The sequence below is a fragment of the Caballeronia sp. INML1 genome (assembly GCF_023631085.1).
GTDB classification, from domain to species: Bacteria; Pseudomonadota; Gammaproteobacteria; order Burkholderiales; family Burkholderiaceae; genus Caballeronia; species Caballeronia turbans.
In genome coordinates this window covers 69,526-91,278 of sequence record NZ_JALQDT010000069.1, presented here as the reverse complement: position 1 = coordinate 91,278, position 21,753 = coordinate 69,526, and the positions used below count along the sequence as shown (strand labels likewise).

Sequence of the window (21,753 nt, the reverse complement as noted above, 5' to 3'; positions counted from 1 at the left end):
CCCGGTGACTTGCTTTTACTTGCCGATGCCGAGCAGTTCGACCTCGAACGTCAGGTCGCTGTTCGGCGGGATCGCGCCGACGCCACGATCCCCGTAGGCGGTTGCCGCGGGGCACGTCAGCTTCGCCTTGCCGCCGACCTTGATCTTCTGCACGCCCTGGGTCCAGCACGGAATCACCCGGTTGAGCGGGAAGGTCGCGGGGCCGCCGTGCTTGCTCGAACTGTCGAACTCGGTGCCGTTGGCAAGCGTGCCGCGATAGTTGACGCTTACCACGTCGTCGGCTTTCGGTTGCGCACCCGTGCCTTGTTTGATGTGTTCGACGACCACGCCCGATGGCAATTTGTCGACGGCGTTGGCGGCGAACGCGCTCGATGCGATGACCGATGCTGCGAGCAAGGCGATGACTGTTTTCATGCGATAACCTCGTTGGACGGAACGCCGATTATATCGGTAGCCTTCCCGCCTCAATCCGGCCGCGCCTGCGGGCATTCCGCCTGATACCAGCGATCGACCTGACGCTGCGCCGCGTGCAGATCGTCCGGATAGTACGGATCGAAAAACTTGGATGGGTCGTATCCGGCCCGCTCCAGCGCCGCCAGTTCGCTCAGGTTGCGCTCGCGCGTGGGCGGCGCGTGGTTCCTGAGCGCGGTGAGGTCGCGGCATTGCGTTGCGCTCAGGTTCGTCGCACTTTGCTGCGTGCCGCCCGCGACGCAGCCGGCGAGCGAGATTGCCAGCGCTGAGAGCGTCGCGCGGATTTTCAGTAGTTTGGTCATGTCGTGCTCCTTCTGCCCGTGTCTGAAGGTTACTGCATACACGAAGCGTCCATCCGAAGTATCCCTGGTACGGCCTGAAGCGCATCGTCCATACCCGGCGACGACTACGGTTGCGCCATTGTTTGCATTTCGCAAATGACGCATTCGCCGGTTCGGCCGTTCTTTTCAAACCGTGTCTGGGCCACTCTCTGTTGCGTCGGCGAGGCGCACTGCGACGAATCCGCCGGCGATTCTGACTCAGGAGACAAAGATGACCTCGAAACGGTGGGATACGTCCTACGAATGGAAAGCGGTGACGCTCCTTGCGCTCGGCTTCGGCCTCGTGGGCCTCGATCGGTGGCTGATCGCGCCGCTCTTCCCGGCGATCATGAAGGACCTGCATCTCACCGCGCAGGACGTCGGCAACTGCATCGGCGTACTGGGTCTCTCATGGGGCGTGTTCGCGGCGCTGATGGGCGGCATCTCCGACAAGATCGGGCGACGCAAGGTGCTGATCCCCGCGATCATCGCTTTCTCGCTGCTCTCCGGTTTCTCGGGCGTCGCGGGCGGTCTCGCCAGTCTGATCGCCGTGCGCGCGCTCATGGGCGTGGCCGAAGGCTCGTTCTGCCCGACGAGCTTCGCCGCGACCGCGGACGCGTCCCATCCGAAACGGCGCGGCTTCAATCTCGGGCTCCAGCAAAGCGGCTTCGCGCTGTTCGGGCTCGCGCTTTCGCCGATCATCGCCACGCAATTGCTCAACGTGGTCTCATGGCGCTGGGTCTTCGCGCTCGTCTCCGTTCCCGGCCTGATTCTCGGGCTGCTGATGTTCTTCGTGATTCGCGAGCCGCGAGCGATCGAGCCGGCGTCTACGGATCGGCAGGCGACGGTCGCAGAGGGCAACTGGCGCGACGTGCTGAAGCGTCGCAACATTCCCGTCGCCATGATTGCGCTCTTCTGTGCGATGACCGGAGTCTTCGTGCTCGGCGCGATGCTGCCGCTTTACCTTACCGAATACCTTTCGCTGGACACTCAGCGCATGGGCATCGTGGTGTCGGCAATCGGCTTTGGCGGCTTCGTCGGGCAGTTCGGTCTGCCGGGGCTTTCCGATATCGTCGGCCGGCGGCTCGCGAGCATCGCCGGCTTCGCGGGCACGGCGGTCATGCTGTATGTGTTTCGCGGTCTCGGGGCGCAGCCGCTCGTCCTCTTCGTCGTGCTGTTCGTCGCGTCCTTCTTTACGCTGGGCCTCGTTTCGCTGCTCTCCGGGCCGGTCGCGACGGAGGCGGCGCCCGTTGGCATGGTGTCGACCGCAATCGGCATCGTGGTGGGCGCAGGGGAGATTTTCGGCGGTGGGGTGGCGCCGGCGCTCTCCGGATTCGTCGCGACACGATTCGGCATCCAGAATATTCTCTGGCTACCGATCTGCGCCGTGCTGCTCGGTATCGGCGTAAGTTTGCTGCTCGAAGAAACCGCGCCCGCCAGGGTGCGCCGCAATGCGCGGGCGGTCGAGCTCACTGGAAGCGAGCAGCCCGAGTAAGTGTGCCGCCCGGGAGCCTCGCGCGCAGCGGATACACTGACATGCTGGACACGATCGAAAGGAACCAGCATGGATCGTTTTCTCAGCATCGAGGCCTTCGTGCGGGTCGCGGAGACCAGCAGCTTCGCGGAGGCCGCGCGTCAGCTCGGGGTGGCCAGCTCGGTGGTCACGACGCGCATCCAGCAGCTCGAAAAGTTTCTCAACGTGCCGCTGTTTCATCGCAGCACGCGGCACGTGCGGCTGTCCGACGTCGGCGAGGCGTTCTATCGGGACTGCGCGGAAGTGGTGGGACGCGTCAACGAACTGACCGACCAGATGCGCGAGTTGCGCGCAACCCCGACCGGGCGGCTGCGCATCCAGATGCTGCCGGGCTTCGCGCTGGGTCACTTCGGCGCGTCGATGGCCGAATTCAATCGACGGTATCCCGGTATCCAGCTCGACGTGATCGTCAATGACCGCGTCGTCGATCCGATCGAGGAAGGCTTCGACGTCGCCTTCCAGATTTTCCCGGCGATCTCCGAATCCTTGATCGAGCGGCGTCTTTTCACCGTCCGGCGTTTGTTTTGCGCGGCGCCCGCGTATTTGCAAGAGCATGGCGCGCCGCGGCATCCGCGTGAATTGCTGGATCACAGGACGGCGCTCTATTCGGGCTATCCGTCGCGCAATCGCTGGACGATGACGCGCGGCGACGAGGTCGTCGAAATCGAATTGCCCGGCATCATCCGCTCCAATTCCGTCCATCTGCTGCACGATTACGCGCTGACGGGCGGCGGGATCGTGTGCCTGCCGACGCTGGTGGCGAGCGCGTCGCTGCTGAATGGGGCGCTCGTGCCGATTCTGGCGGACTACGCACTCTCACCGATGAACTTTGCAGCCGTCTATCCGGCGACGCAGCGTCAGGGGCTCAAGGTGAAGGCGCTGGTCGAGTTTCTCGCCGAGCGACTGGGCCCGGAGCCGGCGTGGGACGTGCCGCTCATCGAGCGCGGATGGGTTCAGTAAGCCATGCAACTAATCGTCTGTCCCGCAACCAGCCTTTGAACGCTGCCAGTCACCGACGCTGCGGCCCGAACATCCGCGACAAGGCCCGTGCAAGCGCCTTCACAACGGCGTCGGCGGTTGGGCGATGCATCAGCGCGATGTCCATCGTCTCGATGGCCGGCAGCCCGCTTTTCGTCGTCAACACGACGTGATCGGGCGCAACGGCCCGCGCCGGGAGAAGGCTGATGCCCAGACCATCGGCGACGGCCGCCTGAATGCCGCTCAGACTCGAACTGATGAAGCTCAGGCGCCAGCGTCGTCCGATGCTTTCGATCGCGTTGGTCATGTCGTCGCGATACAGCCCGCGTGGCGGGAAGGCGACGAGCGGAATCGGATCGAGTCCGATCGACGGACTCTTCGCGCTGTCGATCCATCTTAGTTGCTCCGGCCAGTTCGCGACGGCCTCGCGGCTATTGCGCCGCTGCTTCACGAGGACCAGATCGAGCTCACCGCGATCGTAGCTGTTGCTGATGTCGCGGCACAGTCCGCTCGTCACTTCGAGCTTCACCTGCGGATGCTTGCGATTGAACGCGGCGAGCATGTGCGTCGTCGGCCCGCCGACGAAGTCTTCCGGCACGCCGAGACGCACCGTCAGGCCGACGTTCGCACCGGATAGCGCCTCGATCATTTCATCGTTGAGTGCGAGCATCCGGCGGGCGTAGGCGAGCAGCGTTTCTCCGGCGTCGGTCGGAAGGACGTCGCGGCTGCCGCGTTCGAGCAGCTTGTGTCCCGCCATTTCCTCCAGGCGACGCACCTTCTGGCTCACTGTCGACTGCGTCGAATGAAGCCGTGCGGCGGCTGCGGTGAAGGTGCCGCAATCGGCCACCATGACGATGGCTTTCAGCAGATCCAGGTCGAAGAGCGGGGTACGGGCTTGGGGAACGTTTTTCATCGACCCGGTCGATCTTTGAATTTCGGACTTTGACTTCTATCACGCGTGACCGGGCGCTGGCAATCACACAGCGTTCGTTCGGGCGGCACGCCCGATTAAAAGCGCGTGCCGCATCGCGCGAGAAATCAGCGCAGTGAGTTGAGCGTCAGCTTCATGTGACGGTTGACGTCCTTGTACAGCAGATAGCGGAAACGGCTCGGGCCGCCTGCATAACACGCTTGCGGGCAGAATGCGCGCAGCCACATGAAGTCACCGGCTTCGACTTCGACCCAGTCCTGATTCAGCCGATAAACCGCCTTGCCTTCCAGCACATAGAGACCGTGTTCCATCACGTGCGTTTCCGCGAACGGGATGACGCCGCCGGGCTGGAACGTGACGATGTTCACGTGCATGTCGTGACGCATGTCGCTGGTATCGACGAAGCGCGTCGTCACCCAGCGTCCTTCGGTGCCGGGCATCGGAATCGGCTCCACGTCCTGCTCGTTCGTCACGAACGCTTCGGGCAGCGGCACGCCATCCACGGCTTCATAGTGCTTGCGGACCCAGTGGAAGCGGGCGGTATCTTTATGACGATTGCGCAATTGCCAGTTCGTGCCGGGCGGAATGAACGCATAGCCGCCGGTCTTCAGCACGTGCAGGGTGCCTTGCAGCGTTACTTCGATTTCGCCTTCGACGACGAACAGCACGCCTTCGGCTTTCGGGTCCTGTTCCGGATGCTCGCTGCCGCCGCCGGACGCCACTTCCATGATGTATTGCGAGAACGTTTCGGCAAAGCCCGACAGAGGCCGCGCCAATACCCACAGACGCGTCTTGTCCCAGAACGGCAGATGACTGGTGACGATATCGCGCATCACGCCTTTGGGGATGACGGCATATGCTTCGGTGAACATCGCGCGATCGGTCAGCAACTCTGTCTGTGATGGATGACCGCCATGAGGCGCGTAGTAGGTATTGGTTGACATAGGTAAGTCTCCGTTGGGGTCCACGCCGTCGCACTGAAGGCGACGCCGTGCTGGACCTGTACAAAAATATAGGAGACGCGGGGTATCGACAAATTAAATGTTCGAATGCGGGGTATCCGTTTTCTGAATGGGATCGCAGCCGGTGCTGCGCTCGAGGTCGGCGATGCGCTTGCTGACCGCCGACAGCGTCATGCTCGTGCGGTCGGCGGCGCGCGTGAGACTGCCGAGCTCGGCGACGACGATGAAAAGCCGCAGTGAGTGCAGATCGTAGTGAAAGTAGCTCGTCATGATGTGACTTCACGGGAGGCGTGCCGTGCCGTTATGAAACGTCGGTCCGATGCGCGTCGCAGGAGACGATCGCGGCAAATTCCATCTTTGGCTAAGGAACATCAAAAAAGTGCAATGCACATGCCGACGCCCGTACTCAGGAGCACCACAGCGAGCGGCGGTAATCTGAGTTTGAGCGTGATGCCGAGAGCGATAGCCCAGAAAACAACGTCGGCCAGCGAGCGCACCGTGGTGGTCCATAACGGATCATAAAGCGCATGCGCAAGCAGCCCGACCACCGCCGCATTGATCCCGGCGAGCGGCCCCCGCATGGCCGTGTGCCGGCTCGCTGCTTCCCAGAAAGGAAGCGCGCCGGCGACGAGCAATAGCCCGGGAAGAAAGATGGCGATCGTCGCGATCGCCGCGCCGCCCCACGATTGCGGTACGCCGATGCTCCATCCGAGAAACGTTGCAAACGTGAAGAGCGGCCCCGGCAACGCTTGTGCTGCAGCATAGCCGCCGAGAAAGAGGTTCGTGCCGATCCAGCCCGAGTCGACTGTCGCCGCTTTCAGCAACGGAAGCACGACATGACCGCCGCCGAACACCAGCGCGCCGGAACGAAAGAAAGCATCGAATAAGCGAATGCCTTGAAGTCGCGTGACGTCGGCGACGACCGGAAGGACGATCAATAAGACTGCAAAGGTGCTCAGACAAGCGTATGCCGCGACACGCGAGAATGGCACGCAAAAGATGCTCGCGGAGTCGATCGATGCGGCTTTGGTTTCATACGCAATCGAAGGTCGCAAGAGCAGCGATCCGAGAAACGCGCCTCCGAGGAGCACCATCCATTGGCTCCATGCCAGAGGCGATATGAAAAGACATGCTCCGGCGAGCAGAGCGATGGCGGCATGTCGCACTCCGGGGCACAAGCGCCGCGCCATGTCGAGCAGCGCTTGAGTCACGATCACTACGGCAGCCAGCTTCAGGCCGTGAACGAGCGCGTCTCCGAGCGTGTTATGAAAAGCGAAGGGTGCTGCGATCGCGACGGCGACCATGGCGACGACAGAGGGCAATGTGAAGCCGCACCATGCCATGAATCCGCCCAACCAGCCGGCCCTGAGCAATCCAATCGAGAATCCCACCTGGCTGCTTGCCGGGCCGGGCAAGATCTGACACAAAGCGACGAGTTGAGCGAATTGCGCATCATTCAGCCATTGCCGACGCGTGACGAATTCATGGCGAAAATAGCCGATATGAGCGGTAGGACCGCCGAAAGACGTCAAGCCAAGTTTCAGGAAGGCGAGAAAGACCGATCGCGCAGCGCGCGAGTCAAAGGATTTCGGCTTCGCTCGTAGCATCTTTTCATTCTTCTGTTGCGACCGTGGAAGCGTGCATTATGACCTATGAGGGCAGCGGTCTTGTCGCGTCTTTGCAATCGCAGTGCTTTGTGCCAGGAGCGGAAACATTTAACGCAAATCAAATGACGACCGCCTCGCGATCTTTAACCTGTACCTTCAAAGCAAGCATTTGCGAGTCGATGCAATGGGAAAGATCATTGGATTAGTCGGCGTCGTCGTGTTGATAGTTATCGTCGTTGCTGTCCTTGTCGTTCAGTGCACGATTTGGCGAAACGCCGATTAGAGAGAATCGACGGGATTCGCCAAGGCGTGTCGCTGACAGCAACATATCTGCTCAATGCGACAGAAGAACAGGAAGCGTCGATACCTGCAGGAGATTGTTGGTCACACCGCCCAGCACCCTTTCGAGTCCACGCGAATGCGCATAGGCGCCCGCGACGAGCATGTCCGCATGCACACGGTTCGCTTTGTCTATCAACGTCATCCCTGTGCTTTCGCCGCTCACGCGAGGCGTCGAGGAGAAACTCGCGCGAATGCCTTGACGATCCAGATAAGCGGAAATTTCGATACCTGCGGGCGCTTGTATGTCTCTATGGCGCTCGACGGTCATGATCTCGACGAATCGGGCACGACGCAAGATGGGCAGCGCATCGGCGACTGCGCGCGCGGCTTCGCGGCTGTCGTCCCACGCAATGACCACGTTCTCGCCGATAGTCGCAAAGTCGCCCGTTCGCGGCACGAGCAGCACCGGGCGTCCCGCACCGAGCACGACGTCCTCGACGAAATGCCGCGCAACGAAAGCATCGGGATCGTCAGGATCATCCTGTCCGAGCAGGATCACGTCGGCATGGCGGCCATGTAACGTGGCGGCATCGAGTACGGAGCCTGCCGGCGCACGCCACTCTGCGTTGATACCGGCCAGTTCGGCAGCGCGCTCGAATGCTTCGCGCGCCCGGTCGAGCGAGGTTCGGCGCTGTTGTTCGTATCCGTTGCGTAGCAGGGGCTCTGCCGGCTCGAAAAGGTGATGAACGAGGTCCTGACAAACCAGATAGAGACCGATGACATGCGCATCGAAACGGCGGGCGATGTCCAATGCATACCGGGTCCGCACATCGCAACGCCGGCTGTTATCCAGATGGACGAGAATGGTTTTCCAGTTCATGACGTCGTCTCCTCGAGAGCCATCGAGCCATAGGGTCTTTCGTGCGATCTCGCGGGCACGAGCAGGACCGGGCACGATGCGATACGGGCATCAGTGGGACATCAATACCGGCACGGTCATCGACGCGAGGAAGGTTCGCGTGGCGCCGCCGAGCACGAGTTCCTGCCAGCGCGCATGTCCATAGCCACCCATGACCACCAGGTCCGCATTCAGATCGGCAGCGCGGGAAAGCAGCATTTCACCCGCGGATGCGTTCGGAGTAACGCCGCCCGATGAGACTTCGGCCTTGATGCCATGCCGCGCGACGCAGGCCGCGATGTCCGCGCCCGGAATGCGGTCGTCGCCTGCTTCCCGCCGCGGCGTATCGACGCTCACGATCGAGACACGCTCGGCCGTCTTCAGAAAGGGCAGGGCGTCATGCACGGCGCGGGTCGCTTCGCGGCTGCCGTCCCAGGCGATCATCGGATGTTTTCCGACCGAGGCGAAGAAGCCCGTGTACGGGACAAGCAGGACCGGTCGGCCCGAGGTGAGGATGGTGGTCTCCGGAAAGTGGTCGCCGACGTAAGACTCCGGATCGGCCGCATCGTCCTGGCTGACGACGATGAGATCCGCGCAGCGCGCAAAACGGGGAATGGAATCGTTCGCTCGTTGCTGTGTTTCGATCCATTCACCCGACACGCCCGCGCGCTTGATTTCCGCATGAAACAGCCGCTCGATCGCACCGCGCTGTTCGCGCCGCCTGGCCGCGTGTTGCTCGTAGTACTCGGCGGTACCCGCCATGATGTTGAAGGCGCGCGGGTCGGGCTCGAACACCGCAAAGAGCCCGATGACATGCGCGCCGAAGCGCTTGGCGAGCTGCAACGCGGTTTCCAGTCTGGGATGCGCGCGCACGCTGGTGTCCAGGTGCACGAGAATGGTCTTGTAGCTCATCGGATGGCTCCTCGAGTCGAATTGCGCTGCATGAGTGCACATGCCCGCGTGTTCTTCACTGGCACCCAGTTTATGGAGGCGGCTCGACGGCGCGGTTGACTCAGGTCAACGGCGCCGCGCTTTATCGAAGGGACCGGTTTGGATTGACTCAGGTCAATCGGCAACACCATGACGGGGATACAGTGGCCTCGTCAGATCGTCATCATCGAAATGTCATGAATGAGTCGCGGAGAATGCAGATGTCCAAAGTGCTCGTAGTTTGCTTTTCTCGCAGCGGCACAACGCGTGCCATAGGTGCGGCATTAGCGGAGCGGCTGCACGCCGACTTCGAGGTCATCACGGAACCGGTCGATCGCTCGGGGCCGTTGGGCTATTTGCGCTCTCTCGCCGATGCCGTGTTCACGCGAAGTGTGCATATCGAGGAATCGCGCCGCGATGTGGCGAATTACGACGTGGTCGTTGTCGGGACGCCGGTATGGGCCGGTACGATCAGCGCGCCGGTACGCGCATGGCTCGCTATCCACCGGCGCAAGCTGCCGCATGTGGCCTTTTTCTGCACGCAGCAAATGCGAGGCGATGCCAAGGTTTTTCGCGAGATGACGAAACTCGCCGGCAAGCAGCCGGTCGCGCGTTGCGCCCTTACAGCCCGGCTGGATGCACAGGCGAAACAGCGCTTCATCGAGATTTTCGTGGATCGTATCGAGCGCACGCTGGCGCGAATCGACAATCTCGAATGGGCCGTGTAAGCGGTTAATAGGAAATCGGAGTTATCAATGTACCGGAACATCATGGTCGCACTCGACGGAAGCGAACCGTCGCAACGTGCATTGGACGAAGCGATCCGTTGTGGAAAGGGCTCGCAAGCGCGAGTGCGCGCAGTTTTCGTCGCGGATGCGGCGGCGCTGTCGTCATATCCGGTGCGTCATCGCAACGAGGTGTTCAGCAACGCGCGCCGCATGCTCGACGGCGCGCGGGAGCGCGTTCAGGCGGCCGGTCTCGAATGCGAGACACAACTGCTGGAAACCGAAAACACAACGGACACGGTTGCGCGATGCCTTCAGCGCTTCGCGACGCAAACGCAAGTCGACATGGTTGTCATGGGCACGCACGGCCACACCGGTATTCGGCGGCTGGTCCTCGGCAGCGTCGCCGAAGCATTCTTGCGACATTCGACTTGTCCGGTGCTTTTGATCCGATCACTCGCTCAGGCGTGACGCAACGCTTGCTGAGACCCTGCTGGGCTACGGGATGCTGTCGCTCACGTTTGCGAGTATCGATGACAGGCCGGCATCGTCGATGAAAAGCTTTGATGCGGAGCACGAAATGAGGAAGCAGTGCATGGGGACAGTATTGCTTCTGGGACTGGCGGCTTGCGCATCCGATGCACGCTGGAACCAGTTTCGGCAGACCGAGCCCACCCTCGTGGAGGCGCGAGAGTTTGCAACGATCGACTGCTCGGGAAGCGACGAATGTGCGCAACGTTGGGACCGCACGCGCCAGTACGTCGCGCGCTATTCAGCCACTCGCATACGTCATGCGGATGCGGCTGCGATCGAAACGGGCCGGCCGCTCGAAGCCGGCGTGGTGTATCTGTGGGCTACGCGTACGCCGGCGGCACCGGGCAGCGGGCGCGCGCGCATCAGCTTGAAAGGCATGTGCCGCGGCATGTATGGCATGGACGGCGGCCCCGGCTGGCTCTACGCGCAATGCGCCAGTCAGATTCGCAGCATCGAGATGAATTTCCGGGGCTTCGTCCTGGCGCCGGCTGAAGGCTGCGCGGACGATGCTGCGTGATCGAGCATCACTTGACATGAGTCAATTCGGTTACGCATTGAAAGCGGACGATGAGTGGACGTCGCAACGTGCGAAGAACGCCGGATTCATCAGCAAAACCGGCAAGGACAAAGTTCGGTGGGGGAGGAAGATCATGGGGCTCGGCATGCAAATCGCCTATCAGGGCTTTGTCGGTAGTAACGACGTCGAACGCGCGGCCGGTGTCGAACTCGTGCGACTCGAGCGCGCCGCGAAAGACATCGCGAACTGCCATCTGACGATCGAAGCGTATCGGGATCAGTCTGGAGACCGCCGCTATGATGCGCGGCTCGATCTCGTGACGCGTGATTTCGATCTTATTCCAGTTGAACACGCCTCGGACCTGGATGTCGGCGCGGCGATTCATCAGGCATTCGACAACGCGATGCGCTGTCTTCAACACATGCGCTTTTCGTCGAACTGAGGCGTTCGGCTCACGTTGCGAATGGGCCGGGACCGCGTGTCTGTGCGCTTCCTTCACCCAGGACGTCGGGCTCGTCGGAAAAGATCTCGTGTTCAGCAAGCGTAGTTTCGCTGTCGACGCACTGGATGTGCCAATACCCTGCGTTCGGGGCACGAGGCGCGTTTGAGTCGCCGCAGGCAAAGACTACGGCTCGTCCGCGCTCGCACGTCACAAGTTCCGCGGTGCCGGACACTACTTGCCGCGCCGCGAGCACCAGGCCCTCGAGCATGGCGACAGGAGCAGAAACGTCGGGACCGCGCAGCAGGGTGCCGCCCGGCGTGAGTTCCCACGTTCCCCATGATGGCAGCTCGATGCGGTCATGCGCTTCCCGCGACCAGCGTCCGCGTTCCTTATCGAGCCATAGCACCGCAAACGCCGATTCGGCTTCTCGATTAAAAGCGTCGAGCTTGATGGTGATTCGCATAACGGTCTCCTGCGAAGTGGTCAATGACGCAATACCCACTCGACTAACGTATGGGCGTCTTCAGGCGAGAGCGGGCCGCCACGCTCCGCGGGCGAGGGCATGGCCATGTTTCCCCAATGCGCACGACCGCCGACGCGCAGTTTGTGTTCGAGCATGATGTGCGCGCGTGGGTCGTCGCGGTAGCGGTTGGCGATCTCCTGAAACGATGGAGCGAGGAAAGGCGCATCGTTGGTGTGGCAGAACATGCAATGCTGCTGGTCGATGAGTGCGCTCGGTTCGGGCTGGGCGAGCGCGCGCGATGCGATGAGCAGCAGTGCGGCAAGAAGCGCACCCAGTGCGACATGTCGGGCGTGAACGCGCGGGCCATCGGATCGCGCGCGATGACCGAGAAAGCGGTGAGTGTGCATGATCGGTGAGAGAAGTGTTCACACATTGATCATGCGGGTGCTTCTCTCGCGGGCGTTGATCTGAGTCAACGCCGGTCATGGGTCGAACGCAAACACTGAGTGGTGTACGAGCCGACATCCGCGAGGAAGCGCGATCATGAACATCAGCTTTCCAATCCAGGCGCCCGCGTATCTCGGCGATGAGCCCGCGCTCATGTTCTGGGCGCTCGTGGACGACACGCGCATTGAATGCACCATATCGGCGGAAGCGCTCCAGGATCATTTCGGCGCAGCGTCCTCGCGCGAGGACGACCTCCAACGCGCGTTCGAGATGAACCGCGCCGTCATAGAAGGGGCAGCAGAACAATTGCTGACCAGCGTCGGCTGCAGACCGGTCGTGCTTCGCAGCGGATACTTCCGGTTCAGCAGTGGAGGCGCTGCTGCGGGCACGCATCGGACGCGCCCGGTCAGGTGACGGTTTCAGTGTGCGGCCGACATTCCGCCAGGCGTGCAGACACAGATCCGCCGCTCACACCCTTTCGAGCCCTGCCTGATCCAGTATCCGCACTTCCTTGCCGCGCGCATCGACCACGCCGGCCTTTTGCAGTTTGGAGAACATGCGGCTCACCGTCTCCAGCTTGAGGCCCAGATAGCTGCCGATCTCCTCGCGTGTCATGCGCAACAGAAACTGTGCGGGGGAATAGCCTCGCGCCTTCATGCGCGTCGAGATGTTGAGCAGGAAAGCCGCGACGCGTTGCTCGGCCGTCATCGTGCCGAGGAGCATCATGAGGTTGGATTCGCGCACGATCTCGCTGCTCATCAGTCGATGCACGTGATGCTGGATCGTCTTGACCTCGCGGCAAAGCAGTTCGAGCAAGTCGAAGGGGATGATGCAGACGACGCTGTCTTCGAGCGCGATCGCGTCGCACCCGTGGTGATCCGAGCTGACTCCGTCGAGCCCGAGCGCGTCGCCTGCCAGGTGAAAGCCCGTGACTTGCTCGTTGCCGTCACGATGCATGACGACGGTTTTGAAGCAGCCGCTACGCACGGCGTAGACGCTCTGAAAGGCATCCCCGGATCGATAGAGCGTCTCACCGCGCCGCACGGTCCGGGTCGAGCAGATGATCGCGTCGAGCCGCTCGTATTCATCCGACGAGAGACCGCTCGGCATACACACGTGCTGCATCGAGCAGGTCGAACAGCGCGCACCCTTGCGTGTTTCCGAGCTATCCGCGATCTGGAAAGTGCGGCGCGGGACCGGCGCTTCGGATTGTCGGAGGATGGATCGGCCTTCGCTCACTGGGAACATGGTGTGTCTCCTGTCGAACCGGGGTTCGCGCGCGCGAGGCGGATGCCGGGGAAGTCGGCGTCTCGATGCGCGGCGGATGATTCCATGCGTCGAATTATTGGCCGCGCTGTCTCGAAATTAAATCGGCGGCGGCGGAAAGTTCGGTAGGGATTTCGGCAGGCGTGTAGGGAAATCCTGACGAGCGAACGCTTACGCGTCGTCGTTATCGTCGTCGAAAAGCTTGTGGCGCACGGCATAGCGCACGAGGGCGGCCTCGTGCGGCATCTGCATTTTCTCGAGAATGCGCGCCTTGTATGTGCTGATGGTCTTCGCGCTCACGGACAGCGCCTCGCCGATCTGGTTGATGGACTCGCCCGCGCAAAGCCGCTGAAACACCTCGAACTCCCGGTCCGACAAGCGTTGATGGGGCAGCGCGTCGGCAGGCTCGGTCAGGCTTTGCGCGAGGCGCTCGGCCATCGAGAGGCTCACGTACACGCCGCCCGCGGCGACCTTGGTGACGGCAGCCAGTAATTCCGCGCTCGCGCTTTCCTTCGTCAGATACCCCGACGCACCGCCCTTGAATGCCCGGGCGGCGTATTGCTGTTCGGCATGCATGGTGAGTACGAGAATGCGTAGCGCGGGCCTTTCATCCTTGATCTGCTTGAGGAGGTCGATGCCGCTGCGGCCCGGCATGGACAGATCGAGCACCAGCACCTGCGCCGGCGTCGAGCGCACCAGCGCGAGTGTGCTCGCCGCGTCGCAGGCTTCACCGGCCACCTCGAAACCACTCGCGTTGCCGAGAATGTGGCGCAGGCCGTCGCGCACCATCGCGTGATCGTCCGCAATCAGCACTCTTGTAGTCATGGTTGCGATTCCCTCTCCGCCACCGCTTCGCGTGGCAGGACGACTGTCAGCACGAAGCCGCACTCGGGCGTCGAATCGATGAACACGCGCCCGCCCAGTGCATGCGCGCGTTCACGCACCCCGATCAAGCCGAACGATTTGCCGTTCGCGGCCGGCAAGGACGAGGCGCCGATGCCGTCGTCGCCCACGCGCAGCACGCAGTTGGCAGCATCGGCGTTGAGCGACACTTCGACGCGGCTCGCGCGGGCGTGTCGCACGATATTCGCAAACGCCTCCTCGATGATACGGAAGACCGCGGTTGCGGCATCCGCGTTGAACGCGAGATCGCCGGTATCGAGATTGTGCCTCACGTCGATGCCGTGGCGCCGGATGAAATCATCGACAAGCCAGTCGATGGCAGCCGATAACCCCAGGTCGTCCAGCATGACGGGCCGCTGATCCGATGCGATGCGTCTGAGCGAGGCGATGTTGCGGTCGATAAGCCCAACCATGTGCTGAAACTGAGCGGCAACGTCTTCATTCAGCAGTGTGTGCGCGCCAAGCTGTGCGTGCAGCGCGAATATATTCATTTTGAGCGCGCTCAGCGTTTGCCCGAGATCATCGTGCAAGTCGCGTGCGACGCGGCTCTTTTCCTGCTCGCGTACTTGCTGGAGATTGGCCGAGAGCGCGCGCAATTCTTCGCGCGAACGCTGAAGCTCGGCCTCGGCCTTCACGCGCTCGGTGACATCGCGAAGAATCACGGTGAACAGCTTGCCGTCGTCATCTTCGACCTGCGATATCGATGCCTCGATGGGAAACTCCTCGCCGTCGGCGCGCAGGCCGTATAGCACGCGCTGCGGGCCCATCTGACGATCCGATACCCCCGTGCTTCCGAAGTGCCGGACCTGGTGCTCATGCGCCGACCGGTAACGCTCGGGGATGAAGCGCGACAGCGGCCCGCCGATCGCGTCGCTCGCCGCGCACCGGAACACGCGTTCGGCCATGGGATTGAACAGGACAATACGTTGCGTCGAATCGACTGTGATGATGGCGTCCGTCGTAGACCGGATGATGCCGTCGAGCCGCGTGTGGCTCACGGTTGTCGAACCGGCGCTCGCCCGCCTGACGCGTTGCGTGGAAAGTAGAAGGATGGCGCTCGCAAGCAGCAGGGCGCAGATCGCGGCGGCCGCCAGCAGCCACGCCCGTGCTGCGACAGACAGCGTACAAATCGAAGGCAGGTATTGAACGCCGATCCAGCACACGCCGAAGAGTGTCGCTCCCGCCAGCAGTGCTTGCCCGGTTGCTTCGCGCGACGAGGCTCGTCGAACGTGCTGGCCGTTCGCTTGCGCGGGACTTCGACCTTCGTTTTCGCTCATACGCTTCGGCGGTCCGTGCTTGCGTGTCGTGAAGCTGCGCAGTAAGGGAAGTGCGAATTAATTATAGGGTCGACGCGCGCGCCGCCGGGATCAGTCGGCAGTTTCTGCGGTTTGCTCCCGGCGTTGCGCGTCCTCTTCGGCCTCGCGTCCCGGCACGAGCATCACGGGACAATGTGCAATTCGCATGAAACGCTCGGCGACGCTGCCCAGCACCAGGCGCCGCCAGCCGCGCCGGCCATGCGTACCCATGACGACGAGGTCGGCGCCGAAATCCTCGGCACAGCGCAGGATGCGTTCCGCGATGTCATCGCCGGTCAGCTCGACTTCGCTGATGCGCGGCGTGCCTTTCACGCCTTCGCGCACCATGCGCTCGACGGCTTGCGCGCCGAGGCGCCGGCCCTCTTCGAGAAGCGCTTCGCGCATGTCGGGATAGAAGGTAGCGGCGGCGTCATACGCGATCGGCTGCAAATCGACGACATAGAGCGGCTGCAGCTCGGCGCCGTTCGCTCGCGCGATTTTGATGGCTTCATCGAAGGCGTGCGCGGAAGTGACGCTACCGTCGATCGGCGCGAGTATGCGGGTGTACATGGGGGGCTCCTCGAAAGGTGAAAGAGGTGCGGTTCAGTGGGACATGAGCACGGGTATCGTCATCGCGCAGCACCGTCCGGTGTCCTTCCAGAGGACCACTTCCTGCTCGTCGGTTCGATCCGGTTGCCGGCGCTTCCGCTGCGCGCTGGCCTGCATGGGGAGATTCTGCGGATCGTGGAGCAGATCTCCGTTGACTCAAATCAAACGATGGCATCGCGAAAACAGATGCGTCATTCATTGACCTGGCTCAAGGCCGCGCTGCGCGCTGCGCTTAGCATCGGCGTGTCGGGCTCGCTGCAGGCAACGGAATGATTGAAGCGCCCGATGCTTCTACGCCGGAACGATGAAACGGGCGCGGCATGACAACTGATATTCGCTTTATCCAAGGGAGAACCGCCATGTCGCTCAAGGGATCCATAGACGATGCCGATTGGACCGTCACCTGCTGCACGGAGCAAACGCCCCGAGGTGTCGAATGTTCGATCAGCGTCGAGCAGCGCAACGTGGAGGGTGGCCGCTTCATGCATCGCTTCAGGCACGCGAGCACCTTCGATAACGAACGTGAAGCCGTAATTGCCGGGCTGCGCGAAGGCATGGCGTGGATTCGTCTAAAGGCCACCCATACGATCAACGTCTAGCCGGATTCGATTCGATGCAGCCAGTGGCCGCTCGGTGGATAACCTCGAATTCAACTGAATGCCTTGCATTGTCGCGCCATTGGAGGCGCCATCTTTTAGACATGACCGGCTGGGTACGCGCGTCAGGCGAGGGCGATTCGACACGAGTCAATGAAACATGCCGAACGCGATACGCCGCATTGGCTTGATCTGCGTCAGGCGTCGTGTCATAGCGAGCGGTAGGCGGTGCGAATCGAATCCGCGGGCCGCGCCGGGAGGTAAGTTATGGAAGCAGACAAGGACACGCCGGCGCGCGCTGGCGGCTTCAGGCGCGTCGTTCTTTGCGTCGATTCCTCCGACGCGTCTCGCTGCGCCGCCGCTTTTGCGCGGCATTTCTTACGGCCTGACACCCAACTCACGATTGCCGCTGTGGCACTCGACCCGCATCTGCTCGCACCCCACGCGGCGCTCGCCGGGCTTGATTTCGGCGCTGCGCACAAAGAGCTGGTGGAAGATGCGAAATGCGCGATTGCCGAGTCGAGCAGTGCGCTCGCGGGCGCGACCGCCTCCGTGCGAGCACGGGTGATCGATCTCGCGAAAGAGGGCGGCGATGTTGCGCATGCGCTCGCAAGAGCCGCACAGGCAGAGCACGCGGATCTCATGATCCTGGGTACCCGGCAACATCACGGTCTCGTGAGGTGGCTCGATCCGTCCGTGACAGACAGGCTGAGCCAGCTTGCACCTTGCGCGATGATCGCGGTGCCTGCGGGTTACGACGCCGCGCGCGACGCTGGCATTCATCGGATTCTGTTCGCGGTCGATGGCAGTCCGACGTCGCTCGCGGCGGTGAACCTCGGTGCCGCGCTTGCGACGCCTGACACGCGGATACGTGTGGTCTATGTCGTCGATCGCGCGGTACGTTACAGCGATTTCGTACCCGTGACCGCGCTCGAGGACGCGTTCGTCAAGGAAGGCGAGTCGGCGATCGCAGCGGCGGCAGGGGGGCTGGCATCTGCGCCCAACGTCACACGCTCGCACGTGTCGGTCGATCTGATCAGCACGGACATCAGCGCCGACGATGTCTCTCATGCGCTGCTGCGCGAAGCCGAACGCTGGAACGCCGATCTCATCGTGCTGGGAACGCACGGCAGACGTGGCGTGATGCGAGCGTTCGTTGGCAGCGTCGCCAACCGGGTGGCGAGCCTCGCGAAGATTCCCTCGATGCTGGTTCGCGACCAGCACGATCGAGTTGCAAGCAGTTGATGCATGTCAACGGCGTGCAGAGCGCGCGCGGTATCGTGAACCACGCACGCGAGAAAGTGCGTGATGGATGTGTCGAAAGACGACTTTCCCTCATGTTCCGATCACTTAGCCGCCTGGAGATGAAGATGCAAGCACGCGACGTAATGACTACCTCTGTCGTTTCCGTGACGCCCGATACGACGGTGCACGAACTGGCGATGTTGCTGACGAAGCACCGTATCAGCGCCGCACCTGTCGTCGATCAGGAACAGCATGTCGTCGGCATGATCAGCGAGGGCGACCTGCTCCATCGCGAGGAGATCGATACCGAGAAGACGCCGTCTCGCCGGTCCTGGTGGCTCGAGATGCTGGGCTCGGATAGCGGCGCGGAAGACTACATCAGGTCGCACGCGCGCAAGGTGGGCGAGATCATGAGTCGCGACCCCATCTGTGTCAGCGAGGACGCATCGCTCACCGAGATTGCTTCGGTGCTCGAAAGCCATCACATCAAGCGCGTGCCTGTGTTGCGCGAAGGGCGCGTCGTGGGCATCGTGAGCCGTTCGAATCTCGTGCAGGCGCTGGCTTCCGCGTTCGTTGAGCCGCGGGCTCCCGCGACGAGCGATGCGGAAATCCGCGCAATGCTCATGGGCGAGCTCGCCGGACGCGGCTGGGCGTTCCCGGGGCGCAATATCGTCGTGCGCGATGGCGTGGTGCATCTGTGGGGCACTGTCTGGTCGAGCGATCAACTGGATGCCATGCGCATCGCGTCGGAGAGCATTCCGGGCGTCAAGCGGGTGGAGGATCACACCATCCCGTACCCGATCATGCCGGGCATCTGAGCTTGCGTGGGCACGGCGTCATCGCGCGCCGTGCGATTGGCTACGAGCCGAGGAGTGCATCCATGATTCAGGAATTAACGCTCGACGCACCGGTATGTTGCGAGGGCGGCTGCGTCCAATTCACCGGCAGTCTGGACGGAAGACCGCAGACCTTCCGCGTCGAGGGCGACGTGTTTCGCGAGTTGTTGCAGGTCAGGCATCTCGACGAAGCAAGCATGAAGAATCTCTTCATGGCCGACCCGGAGCACTTTCTGTTCGTCGCGGCCCGCAAGCTCGGCGAGCTGGGTCCGAGCAACGCGCCCATTCACTTGACGCTTGCCGATCTGCTTCGTTGAAGGCGACGGGTCCGTCCGGTCAGTACGACATCAGGACCGGAAGCTCGGCTTCGCGGAGCACGGCCCGCGTGAAGCCGCCAAGGAGTGTTTCGCGCACGCGGCCATGGTGAAATGCGCCCATGACGAGCAGTCGCGCGCTCTGCGATTTCAGATAGGAGGTCAATGCCTCCTCGACATGTGCGCCCCGCGGGACGGAGAGTTCGATGACGTTCGCGCGAACCGCGTGCCGGATCAGGCTTCGCGCAAGGTCCGACGCGGCGCGCCCGTCGCCGAGCGGCGGGTCTCGGTCAGTGCGGATAGATACGATGTCCACGCGCCTCGCCCTTGAGAGCAACGGCAGTGCATCGTAAGCGGCGCGCGCGGCTTCCCGGCTGCCGTCCCATGCGATGACCGCCGTCGCACCGAGCGGGCTCGGCGAGTTCTTGCAGGGCCAAACCAGTACCGGGCCGCCCGCACCCATGATCGTGCTTTCGGGAAAGCGGTCGGCGAGATAGGCGTCGGGCTCGTCCGGATCATGTTGTCCCACGATGGTGAGATCGGCGCAGCGCGCATGATCGATGACCGAAGATCCTCCGGTCATTTCGCTTGCCCGCCAGTCGTGCTCCACTTTGGTCGACGCGAGGCGCACGCGGAACATGTGCTCGGCGCGCTCGCGCCGCTCGCGGCATAGATCCGCAAGCGGCACCTCGTAGCGGTGCTGGCGATCCGCCTGGTAGTAGAAGCGCGGATCGAGCGTGAATTCGGAGTACACGCCGTACAGATGGGCATCGAAGCGTTCGGCGAGCGCGACTGCGGCGTCGAGCCGGTGCTTCGCGTGCGTGCCCGTATCGAGTTGCACGACGATCGTCTTGAAGGTCATGAGAGCCTCACAATCTGCTGTGCGGGTCATGATGTCGTCCGCTTCATTGGCTCAGCACCCACTGAACGAGCTTGTGTGCGTCTTCCCTCGAAAGGGGGCCGCCGCCTCGCCCGGCTGCGGAGGGCATCGCCATGTTTCCCCAGTGCGCCTCGCCGCCCTGGCGCAGTTTTTTTTCCAGCATGTCGCTTGCGCCGGGCACGTCGCGGTAGCGGTCGGCAATCTGCTGGAACGAGGGCGCGCGGAAAGCCGTGTCGACCTTATGGCAAAACATGCAGCGCTGCGCGTCGACGAGCCCGAAAGGTTCCGGCGTCGTGAACGCGAGGCAGGGGCCGCACACACTCACGCATACGAACGCGCCGAGCGTCCGGGTCACGTGAGAGCGGGCGTGCCGAACCGGGCGGCGCCGATCCGCCTCTGGCTCACGCAATGACGCGATCGCAGGCTCGAACATCGTGCTCACGCGTTCTGATGTGCTTCAGCGACAGCGGGCACCGCATTGGCGATCAGACGATAGAGGCTCGCCAGGCTCTCGCCTTCGAAAGTCGCCTCGCCGAACGGGTCCAGACGACGCTCGACGGCCGCATCGAGGCATGCCCAGTCGGCTTCAGTCAGAAAACGTTCGGCGGCAGGAATGATGACCGTCTCCTCGACGCGCCTGTGGTTCGCGCAAAAGTCGACGTATTGCTCCATCAGCGTGCGCAGACCAAGCAGCACGGCTTCGCCCTTCAACTCGAAACGGGTGAGCGCGTGCTCGAGATTGCGCAGGCGCACGTCGCCTTCGATATGCTCGCATTGCAGTTCGTCCAGCACGTCGTCGAAGTCGTCCGTGCGGCTTCTTAGCGCAGCGAAGAGGAAGCGGTCTTCCATCGGGTGATGGAACTGTTCCGGATACTCGCGGATGTAGTAAAGCATTGCGCGCAGCACGATGGGATCGGGCGGAGAGCCGCCCTCGCCGAGCATGCGGACGAAGTCGAGCATGGTCTCGGTGACGGAGGCAAGCCGCTTGTGATCGAGACGGATCACGTGTAGTGCGGCGCGTTCGGTTGTGTCGTTCATAGTGGCTCCAGTGCGACCATTCATGGGCTTCGATGAGCGTGCGCGAAGTGTCCGACCGTCTGCGCCAGCAAGGGGCTCGACCCGACCGGCAGCTTCAGATTGGCCGCGAGCGCCGTGCGGTTCATCCAGCCACGAGCACCCACGGCCAGCCCCACCGAAGCGCAATACAGATAGACGTTCTGCACGATCGCGCCGGCGCTTGCATACGCGAAGCTCTCGCGCTGGCGGGCGGGCACGTCCTGCATGCGGTTCAGATCGGCGACATAGACGAGATCGACGGGCGCATTCGAGAGGAAGTCTTGGTATCCCGTCGTTGCGCGCAGATCGAACGGCGCGGCGAGCACGAGCCGGTGTGCGTCCGGGTCATACCGATACGAGCCCGTGGCAAGCAGCACGTAGATATCGATCTCATAGCCGCCGAGCGCGGACGGCGCCGTACGGCCGCCCTCCGCGTCGCGGTTGATGCCATTGGCGGCCCACAGCAACTCGCCGAGCACATCGAGATTGATGGCTTCATCCGAGAATTCCCGTGAGGTCCGGCGCGCGGCGAGCGCATCCAGCAAGGGCATGCCGCCGAAGCGCAGCGGCCGGGGAAGAACGATGACGGCGTTCGGCGCCGTGTCGAGCGGACGCGGTGCCGGTGCATTCAGCACGGCGCCGATGCGAAAGAGCGGTCTGACCATGATTGCATGCTCGCCGATGAAAGCATCCGATGAGAGGGAGTTGACTG

General features: G+C 62.7%; 29 protein-coding genes and 1 pseudogene. 12 read left to right on the top strand and 18 right to left on the bottom strand.

What is annotated here, in order from left to right; genetic code table 11:
• Positions 1 to 15: 15 nt before the first annotated feature.
• Together NCR38_RS28845 and NCR38_RS28840 are read right to left on the bottom strand one after the other, a co-directional pair.
• Positions 16 to 414 (bottom strand): FKBP-type peptidyl-prolyl cis-trans isomerase, encoded by a 399-nt coding sequence (locus NCR38_RS28845; RefSeq protein WP_061120884.1) that lies wholly within the window; start codon positions 412 to 414, stop codon positions 16 to 18.
• A gap of 50 nt (positions 415 to 464) precedes the next feature.
• Complete coding sequence (locus NCR38_RS28840; RefSeq protein ID WP_061120885.1) at positions 465 to 773, bottom strand: DUF4148 domain-containing protein; 309 nt, start codon at positions 771 to 773, stop codon at positions 465 to 467.
• 250 nt (positions 774 to 1,023) lie between these two features.
• Here NCR38_RS28840 and NCR38_RS28835 point away from each other — a divergent pair, with 250 nt between their 5' ends.
• Together NCR38_RS28835 and NCR38_RS28830 are read left to right on the top strand one after the other, a co-directional pair.
• A complete protein-coding gene (locus NCR38_RS28835) occupies positions 1,024 to 2,286 on the top strand; it encodes an MFS transporter (RefSeq protein ID WP_061120886.1) in 1,263 nt (420 codons plus the stop codon).
• Positions 2,287 to 2,355: 69 nt separating this feature from the next.
• Positions 2,356 to 3,285, top strand: coding sequence for a LysR family transcriptional regulator (locus NCR38_RS28830; RefSeq protein WP_061120887.1), 930 nt, complete (start codon positions 2,356 to 2,358; stop codon positions 3,283 to 3,285).
• 49 nt (positions 3,286 to 3,334) lie between these two features.
• Here NCR38_RS28830 and NCR38_RS28825 read toward each other — a convergent pair whose 3' ends face one another.
• From NCR38_RS28825 to NCR38_RS28800, 6 genes and pseudogenes are all read right to left on the bottom strand, one after another.
• Positions 3,335 to 4,216: a LysR family transcriptional regulator gene (locus NCR38_RS28825; protein ID WP_061120888.1), complete on the bottom strand. Its 882-nt coding sequence runs from the start codon at positions 4,214 to 4,216 to the stop codon at positions 3,335 to 3,337.
• A 125-nt stretch (positions 4,217 to 4,341) separates the two neighbouring features.
• Entirely contained in the window at positions 4,342 to 5,178 is an 837-nt protein-coding gene (locus NCR38_RS28820) for a bifunctional allantoicase/(S)-ureidoglycine aminohydrolase (protein WP_061120889.1), read from the bottom strand.
• A gap of 138 nt (positions 5,179 to 5,316) precedes the next feature.
• Positions 5,317 to 5,466, bottom strand: a pseudogene (locus NCR38_RS28815) (LysR family transcriptional regulator); the annotation flags it as partial.
• Positions 5,467 to 5,567: 101 nt separating this feature from the next.
• Positions 5,568 to 6,803, bottom strand: coding sequence for a chromate efflux transporter (gene chrA, locus NCR38_RS28810; protein WP_250478030.1), 1,236 nt, complete (start codon positions 6,801 to 6,803; stop codon positions 5,568 to 5,570).
• A 334-nt stretch (positions 6,804 to 7,137) separates the two neighbouring features.
• A complete protein-coding gene (locus NCR38_RS28805) occupies positions 7,138 to 7,965 on the bottom strand; it encodes a universal stress protein (RefSeq protein ID WP_061120892.1) in 828 nt (275 codons plus the stop codon).
• Positions 7,966 to 8,055: 90 nt separating this feature from the next.
• The gene (locus NCR38_RS28800) at positions 8,056 to 8,895 is read right to left on the bottom strand and encodes a universal stress protein (RefSeq protein ID WP_061120893.1); all 840 of its coding nucleotides are present in this window, start codon (positions 8,893 to 8,895) and stop codon (positions 8,056 to 8,058) included.
• Between the two features lie 95 nt (positions 8,896 to 8,990).
• Here NCR38_RS28800 and NCR38_RS28795 point away from each other — a divergent pair, with 95 nt between their 5' ends.
• The 4 genes from NCR38_RS28795 (at position 8,991) to NCR38_RS28780 (ending at position 11,131) form a co-directional block, all read left to right on the top strand.
• Positions 8,991 to 9,641: an NAD(P)H-dependent oxidoreductase gene (locus NCR38_RS28795; protein ID WP_250478029.1), complete on the top strand. Its 651-nt coding sequence runs from the start codon at positions 8,991 to 8,993 to the stop codon at positions 9,639 to 9,641.
• Positions 9,642 to 9,668: 27 nt separating this feature from the next.
• Positions 9,669 to 10,109: a universal stress protein gene (locus tag NCR38_RS28790; RefSeq protein WP_061120895.1), complete on the top strand. Its 441-nt coding sequence runs from the start codon at positions 9,669 to 9,671 to the stop codon at positions 10,107 to 10,109.
• A 124-nt stretch (positions 10,110 to 10,233) separates the two neighbouring features.
• Positions 10,234 to 10,689, top strand: coding sequence for a hypothetical protein (locus NCR38_RS28785; protein ID WP_250478028.1), 456 nt, complete (start codon positions 10,234 to 10,236; stop codon positions 10,687 to 10,689).
• A gap of 16 nt (positions 10,690 to 10,705) precedes the next feature.
• On the top strand, positions 10,706 to 11,131 hold the full coding sequence (locus NCR38_RS28780) for a hypothetical protein (protein ID WP_250478027.1): 426 nt from the start codon (positions 10,706 to 10,708) through the stop codon (positions 11,129 to 11,131).
• 10 nt (positions 11,132 to 11,141) lie between these two features.
• Here the strand turns inward: NCR38_RS28780 and NCR38_RS28775 are convergent, their stop codons facing one another.
• Both NCR38_RS28775 and NCR38_RS28770 read right to left on the bottom strand, forming a co-directional pair.
• A complete protein-coding gene (locus NCR38_RS28775) occupies positions 11,142 to 11,594 on the bottom strand; it encodes a DUF3564 family protein (protein WP_061120896.1) in 453 nt (150 codons plus the stop codon).
• A 20-nt stretch (positions 11,595 to 11,614) separates the two neighbouring features.
• The gene (locus NCR38_RS28770) at positions 11,615 to 12,001 is read right to left on the bottom strand and encodes a c-type cytochrome (RefSeq protein WP_311765936.1); all 387 of its coding nucleotides are present in this window, start codon (positions 11,999 to 12,001) and stop codon (positions 11,615 to 11,617) included.
• Between the two features lie 136 nt (positions 12,002 to 12,137).
• Between NCR38_RS28770 and NCR38_RS28765 the strand changes: the two genes are divergently transcribed.
• Positions 12,138 to 12,455 carry a DUF1488 domain-containing protein gene (locus NCR38_RS28765; RefSeq protein ID WP_061120898.1) on the top strand — a complete coding sequence of 106 codons (318 nt, stop codon included), beginning with the start codon at positions 12,138 to 12,140 and terminating at the stop codon, positions 12,453 to 12,455.
• A gap of 54 nt (positions 12,456 to 12,509) precedes the next feature.
• On the opposite strand, the gene fnr is transcribed toward NCR38_RS28765, so the two are convergent.
• From fnr to NCR38_RS28745, 4 genes are all read right to left on the bottom strand, one after another.
• A complete protein-coding gene (gene fnr / locus NCR38_RS28760) occupies positions 12,510 to 13,289 on the bottom strand; it encodes a fumarate/nitrate reduction transcriptional regulator Fnr (protein ID WP_061120899.1) in 780 nt (259 codons plus the stop codon).
• A gap of 189 nt (positions 13,290 to 13,478) precedes the next feature.
• The gene (locus tag NCR38_RS28755) at positions 13,479 to 14,132 is read right to left on the bottom strand and encodes a response regulator transcription factor (RefSeq protein WP_061120900.1); all 654 of its coding nucleotides are present in this window, start codon (positions 14,130 to 14,132) and stop codon (positions 13,479 to 13,481) included.
• Positions 14,129 to 15,487: a PAS domain-containing sensor histidine kinase gene (locus NCR38_RS28750; protein WP_086961483.1), complete on the bottom strand. Its 1,359-nt coding sequence runs from the start codon at positions 15,485 to 15,487 to the stop codon at positions 14,129 to 14,131. The genes NCR38_RS28755 and NCR38_RS28750 overlap by 4 nt, the downstream gene beginning before the upstream one ends.
• A gap of 90 nt (positions 15,488 to 15,577) precedes the next feature.
• Complete coding sequence (locus tag NCR38_RS28745) at positions 15,578 to 16,075, bottom strand: universal stress protein (protein ID WP_061120901.1); 498 nt, start codon at positions 16,073 to 16,075, stop codon at positions 15,578 to 15,580.
• A gap of 36 nt (positions 16,076 to 16,111) precedes the next feature.
• Between NCR38_RS28745 and NCR38_RS28740 the strand changes: the two genes are divergently transcribed.
• The 5 genes from NCR38_RS28740 (at position 16,112) to NCR38_RS28720 (ending at position 19,108) form a co-directional block, all read left to right on the top strand.
• Positions 16,112 to 16,387, top strand: a complete 276-nt coding sequence (locus tag NCR38_RS28740) for a hypothetical protein (protein ID WP_143756423.1) — start codon at positions 16,112 to 16,114, stop codon at positions 16,385 to 16,387.
• Between the two features lie 86 nt (positions 16,388 to 16,473).
• Complete coding sequence (locus tag NCR38_RS28735) at positions 16,474 to 16,713, top strand: hypothetical protein (RefSeq protein WP_061120903.1); 240 nt, start codon at positions 16,474 to 16,476, stop codon at positions 16,711 to 16,713.
• A gap of 264 nt (positions 16,714 to 16,977) precedes the next feature.
• The gene (locus tag NCR38_RS28730) at positions 16,978 to 17,955 is read left to right on the top strand and encodes a universal stress protein (RefSeq protein ID WP_250478026.1); all 978 of its coding nucleotides are present in this window, start codon (positions 16,978 to 16,980) and stop codon (positions 17,953 to 17,955) included.
• A 125-nt stretch (positions 17,956 to 18,080) separates the two neighbouring features.
• On the top strand, positions 18,081 to 18,773 hold the full coding sequence (locus NCR38_RS28725) for a CBS domain-containing protein (RefSeq protein ID WP_061120932.1): 693 nt from the start codon (positions 18,081 to 18,083) through the stop codon (positions 18,771 to 18,773).
• A 62-nt stretch (positions 18,774 to 18,835) separates the two neighbouring features.
• A complete protein-coding gene (locus tag NCR38_RS28720) occupies positions 18,836 to 19,108 on the top strand; it encodes a hypothetical protein (RefSeq protein WP_143756424.1) in 273 nt (90 codons plus the stop codon).
• 19 nt (positions 19,109 to 19,127) lie between these two features.
• Here NCR38_RS28720 and NCR38_RS28715 read toward each other — a convergent pair whose 3' ends face one another.
• From NCR38_RS28715 to NCR38_RS28700, 4 genes are all read right to left on the bottom strand, one after another.
• Positions 19,128 to 19,967, bottom strand: coding sequence for a universal stress protein (locus tag NCR38_RS28715; protein WP_061120906.1), 840 nt, complete (start codon positions 19,965 to 19,967; stop codon positions 19,128 to 19,130).
• A 43-nt stretch (positions 19,968 to 20,010) separates the two neighbouring features.
• Positions 20,011 to 20,310: a c-type cytochrome gene (locus tag NCR38_RS28710; protein ID WP_061120933.1), complete on the bottom strand. Its 300-nt coding sequence runs from the start codon at positions 20,308 to 20,310 to the stop codon at positions 20,011 to 20,013.
• Between the two features lie 113 nt (positions 20,311 to 20,423).
• Positions 20,424 to 21,023: a hemerythrin domain-containing protein gene (locus tag NCR38_RS28705; protein ID WP_061120907.1), complete on the bottom strand. Its 600-nt coding sequence runs from the start codon at positions 21,021 to 21,023 to the stop codon at positions 20,424 to 20,426.
• Between the two features lie 20 nt (positions 21,024 to 21,043).
• Positions 21,044 to 21,706 (bottom strand): nitroreductase family protein, encoded by a 663-nt coding sequence (locus NCR38_RS28700; protein ID WP_061120934.1) that lies wholly within the window; start codon positions 21,704 to 21,706, stop codon positions 21,044 to 21,046.
• Between the last annotated feature and the right edge of the window lie 47 nt (positions 21,707 to 21,753).

Excerpts from the sequence above, each read along its gene's own strand:
- NCR38_RS28845 (WP_061120884.1), bottom strand. The coding sequence starts at position 414 with ATGAAAACAGTCATCGCCTTGCTCGCAGCATCGGTCATCGCATCGAGC.
- NCR38_RS28840 (WP_061120885.1), bottom strand. The coding sequence starts at position 773 with ATGACCAAACTACTGAAAATCCGCGCGACGCTCTCAGCGCTGGCAATC.
- NCR38_RS28835 (WP_061120886.1), top strand. The coding sequence starts at position 1,024 with ATGACCTCGAAACGGTGGGATACGTCCTACGAATGGAAAGCGGTGACG.
- NCR38_RS28830 (WP_061120887.1), top strand. The coding sequence starts at position 2,356 with ATGGATCGTTTTCTCAGCATCGAGGCCTTCGTGCGGGTCGCGGAGACC.
- NCR38_RS28825 (WP_061120888.1), bottom strand. The coding sequence starts at position 4,216 with ATGAAAAACGTTCCCCAAGCCCGTACCCCGCTCTTCGACCTGGATCTG.
- NCR38_RS28820 (WP_061120889.1), bottom strand. The coding sequence starts at position 5,178 with ATGTCAACCAATACCTACTACGCGCCTCATGGCGGTCATCCATCACAG.
- chrA (WP_250478030.1), bottom strand. The coding sequence starts at position 6,803 with ATGCTACGAGCGAAGCCGAAATCCTTTGACTCGCGCGCTGCGCGATCG.
- NCR38_RS28805 (WP_061120892.1), bottom strand. The coding sequence starts at position 7,965 with ATGAACTGGAAAACCATTCTCGTCCATCTGGATAACAGCCGGCGTTGC.
- NCR38_RS28800 (WP_061120893.1), bottom strand. The coding sequence starts at position 8,895 with ATGAGCTACAAGACCATTCTCGTGCACCTGGACACCAGCGTGCGCGCG.
- NCR38_RS28790 (WP_061120895.1), top strand. The coding sequence starts at position 9,669 with ATGTACCGGAACATCATGGTCGCACTCGACGGAAGCGAACCGTCGCAA.
- NCR38_RS28785 (WP_250478028.1), top strand. The coding sequence starts at position 10,234 with ATGGGGACAGTATTGCTTCTGGGACTGGCGGCTTGCGCATCCGATGCA.
- NCR38_RS28780 (WP_250478027.1), top strand. The coding sequence starts at position 10,706 with ATGAGTCAATTCGGTTACGCATTGAAAGCGGACGATGAGTGGACGTCG.
- NCR38_RS28775 (WP_061120896.1), bottom strand. The coding sequence starts at position 11,594 with ATGCGAATCACCATCAAGCTCGACGCTTTTAATCGAGAAGCCGAATCG.
- NCR38_RS28770 (WP_311765936.1), bottom strand. The coding sequence starts at position 12,001 with ATGCACACTCACCGCTTTCTCGGTCATCGCGCGCGATCCGATGGCCCG.
- NCR38_RS28765 (WP_061120898.1), top strand. The coding sequence starts at position 12,138 with ATGAACATCAGCTTTCCAATCCAGGCGCCCGCGTATCTCGGCGATGAG.
- fnr (WP_061120899.1), bottom strand. The coding sequence starts at position 13,289 with ATGTTCCCAGTGAGCGAAGGCCGATCCATCCTCCGACAATCCGAAGCG.
- NCR38_RS28755 (WP_061120900.1), bottom strand. The coding sequence starts at position 14,132 with ATGACTACAAGAGTGCTGATTGCGGACGATCACGCGATGGTGCGCGAC.
- NCR38_RS28750 (WP_086961483.1), bottom strand. The coding sequence starts at position 15,487 with ATGAGCGAAAACGAAGGTCGAAGTCCCGCGCAAGCGAACGGCCAGCAC.
- NCR38_RS28745 (WP_061120901.1), bottom strand. The coding sequence starts at position 16,075 with ATGTACACCCGCATACTCGCGCCGATCGACGGTAGCGTCACTTCCGCG.
- NCR38_RS28735 (WP_061120903.1), top strand. The coding sequence starts at position 16,474 with ATGTCGCTCAAGGGATCCATAGACGATGCCGATTGGACCGTCACCTGC.
- NCR38_RS28730 (WP_250478026.1), top strand. The coding sequence starts at position 16,978 with ATGGAAGCAGACAAGGACACGCCGGCGCGCGCTGGCGGCTTCAGGCGC.
- NCR38_RS28725 (WP_061120932.1), top strand. The coding sequence starts at position 18,081 with ATGCAAGCACGCGACGTAATGACTACCTCTGTCGTTTCCGTGACGCCC.
- NCR38_RS28720 (WP_143756424.1), top strand. The coding sequence starts at position 18,836 with ATGATTCAGGAATTAACGCTCGACGCACCGGTATGTTGCGAGGGCGGC.
- NCR38_RS28715 (WP_061120906.1), bottom strand. The coding sequence starts at position 19,967 with ATGACCTTCAAGACGATCGTCGTGCAACTCGATACGGGCACGCACGCG.
- NCR38_RS28705 (WP_061120907.1), bottom strand. The coding sequence starts at position 21,023 with ATGAACGACACAACCGAACGCGCCGCACTACACGTGATCCGTCTCGAT.
- NCR38_RS28700 (WP_061120934.1), bottom strand. The coding sequence starts at position 21,706 with ATGGTCAGACCGCTCTTTCGCATCGGCGCCGTGCTGAATGCACCGGCA.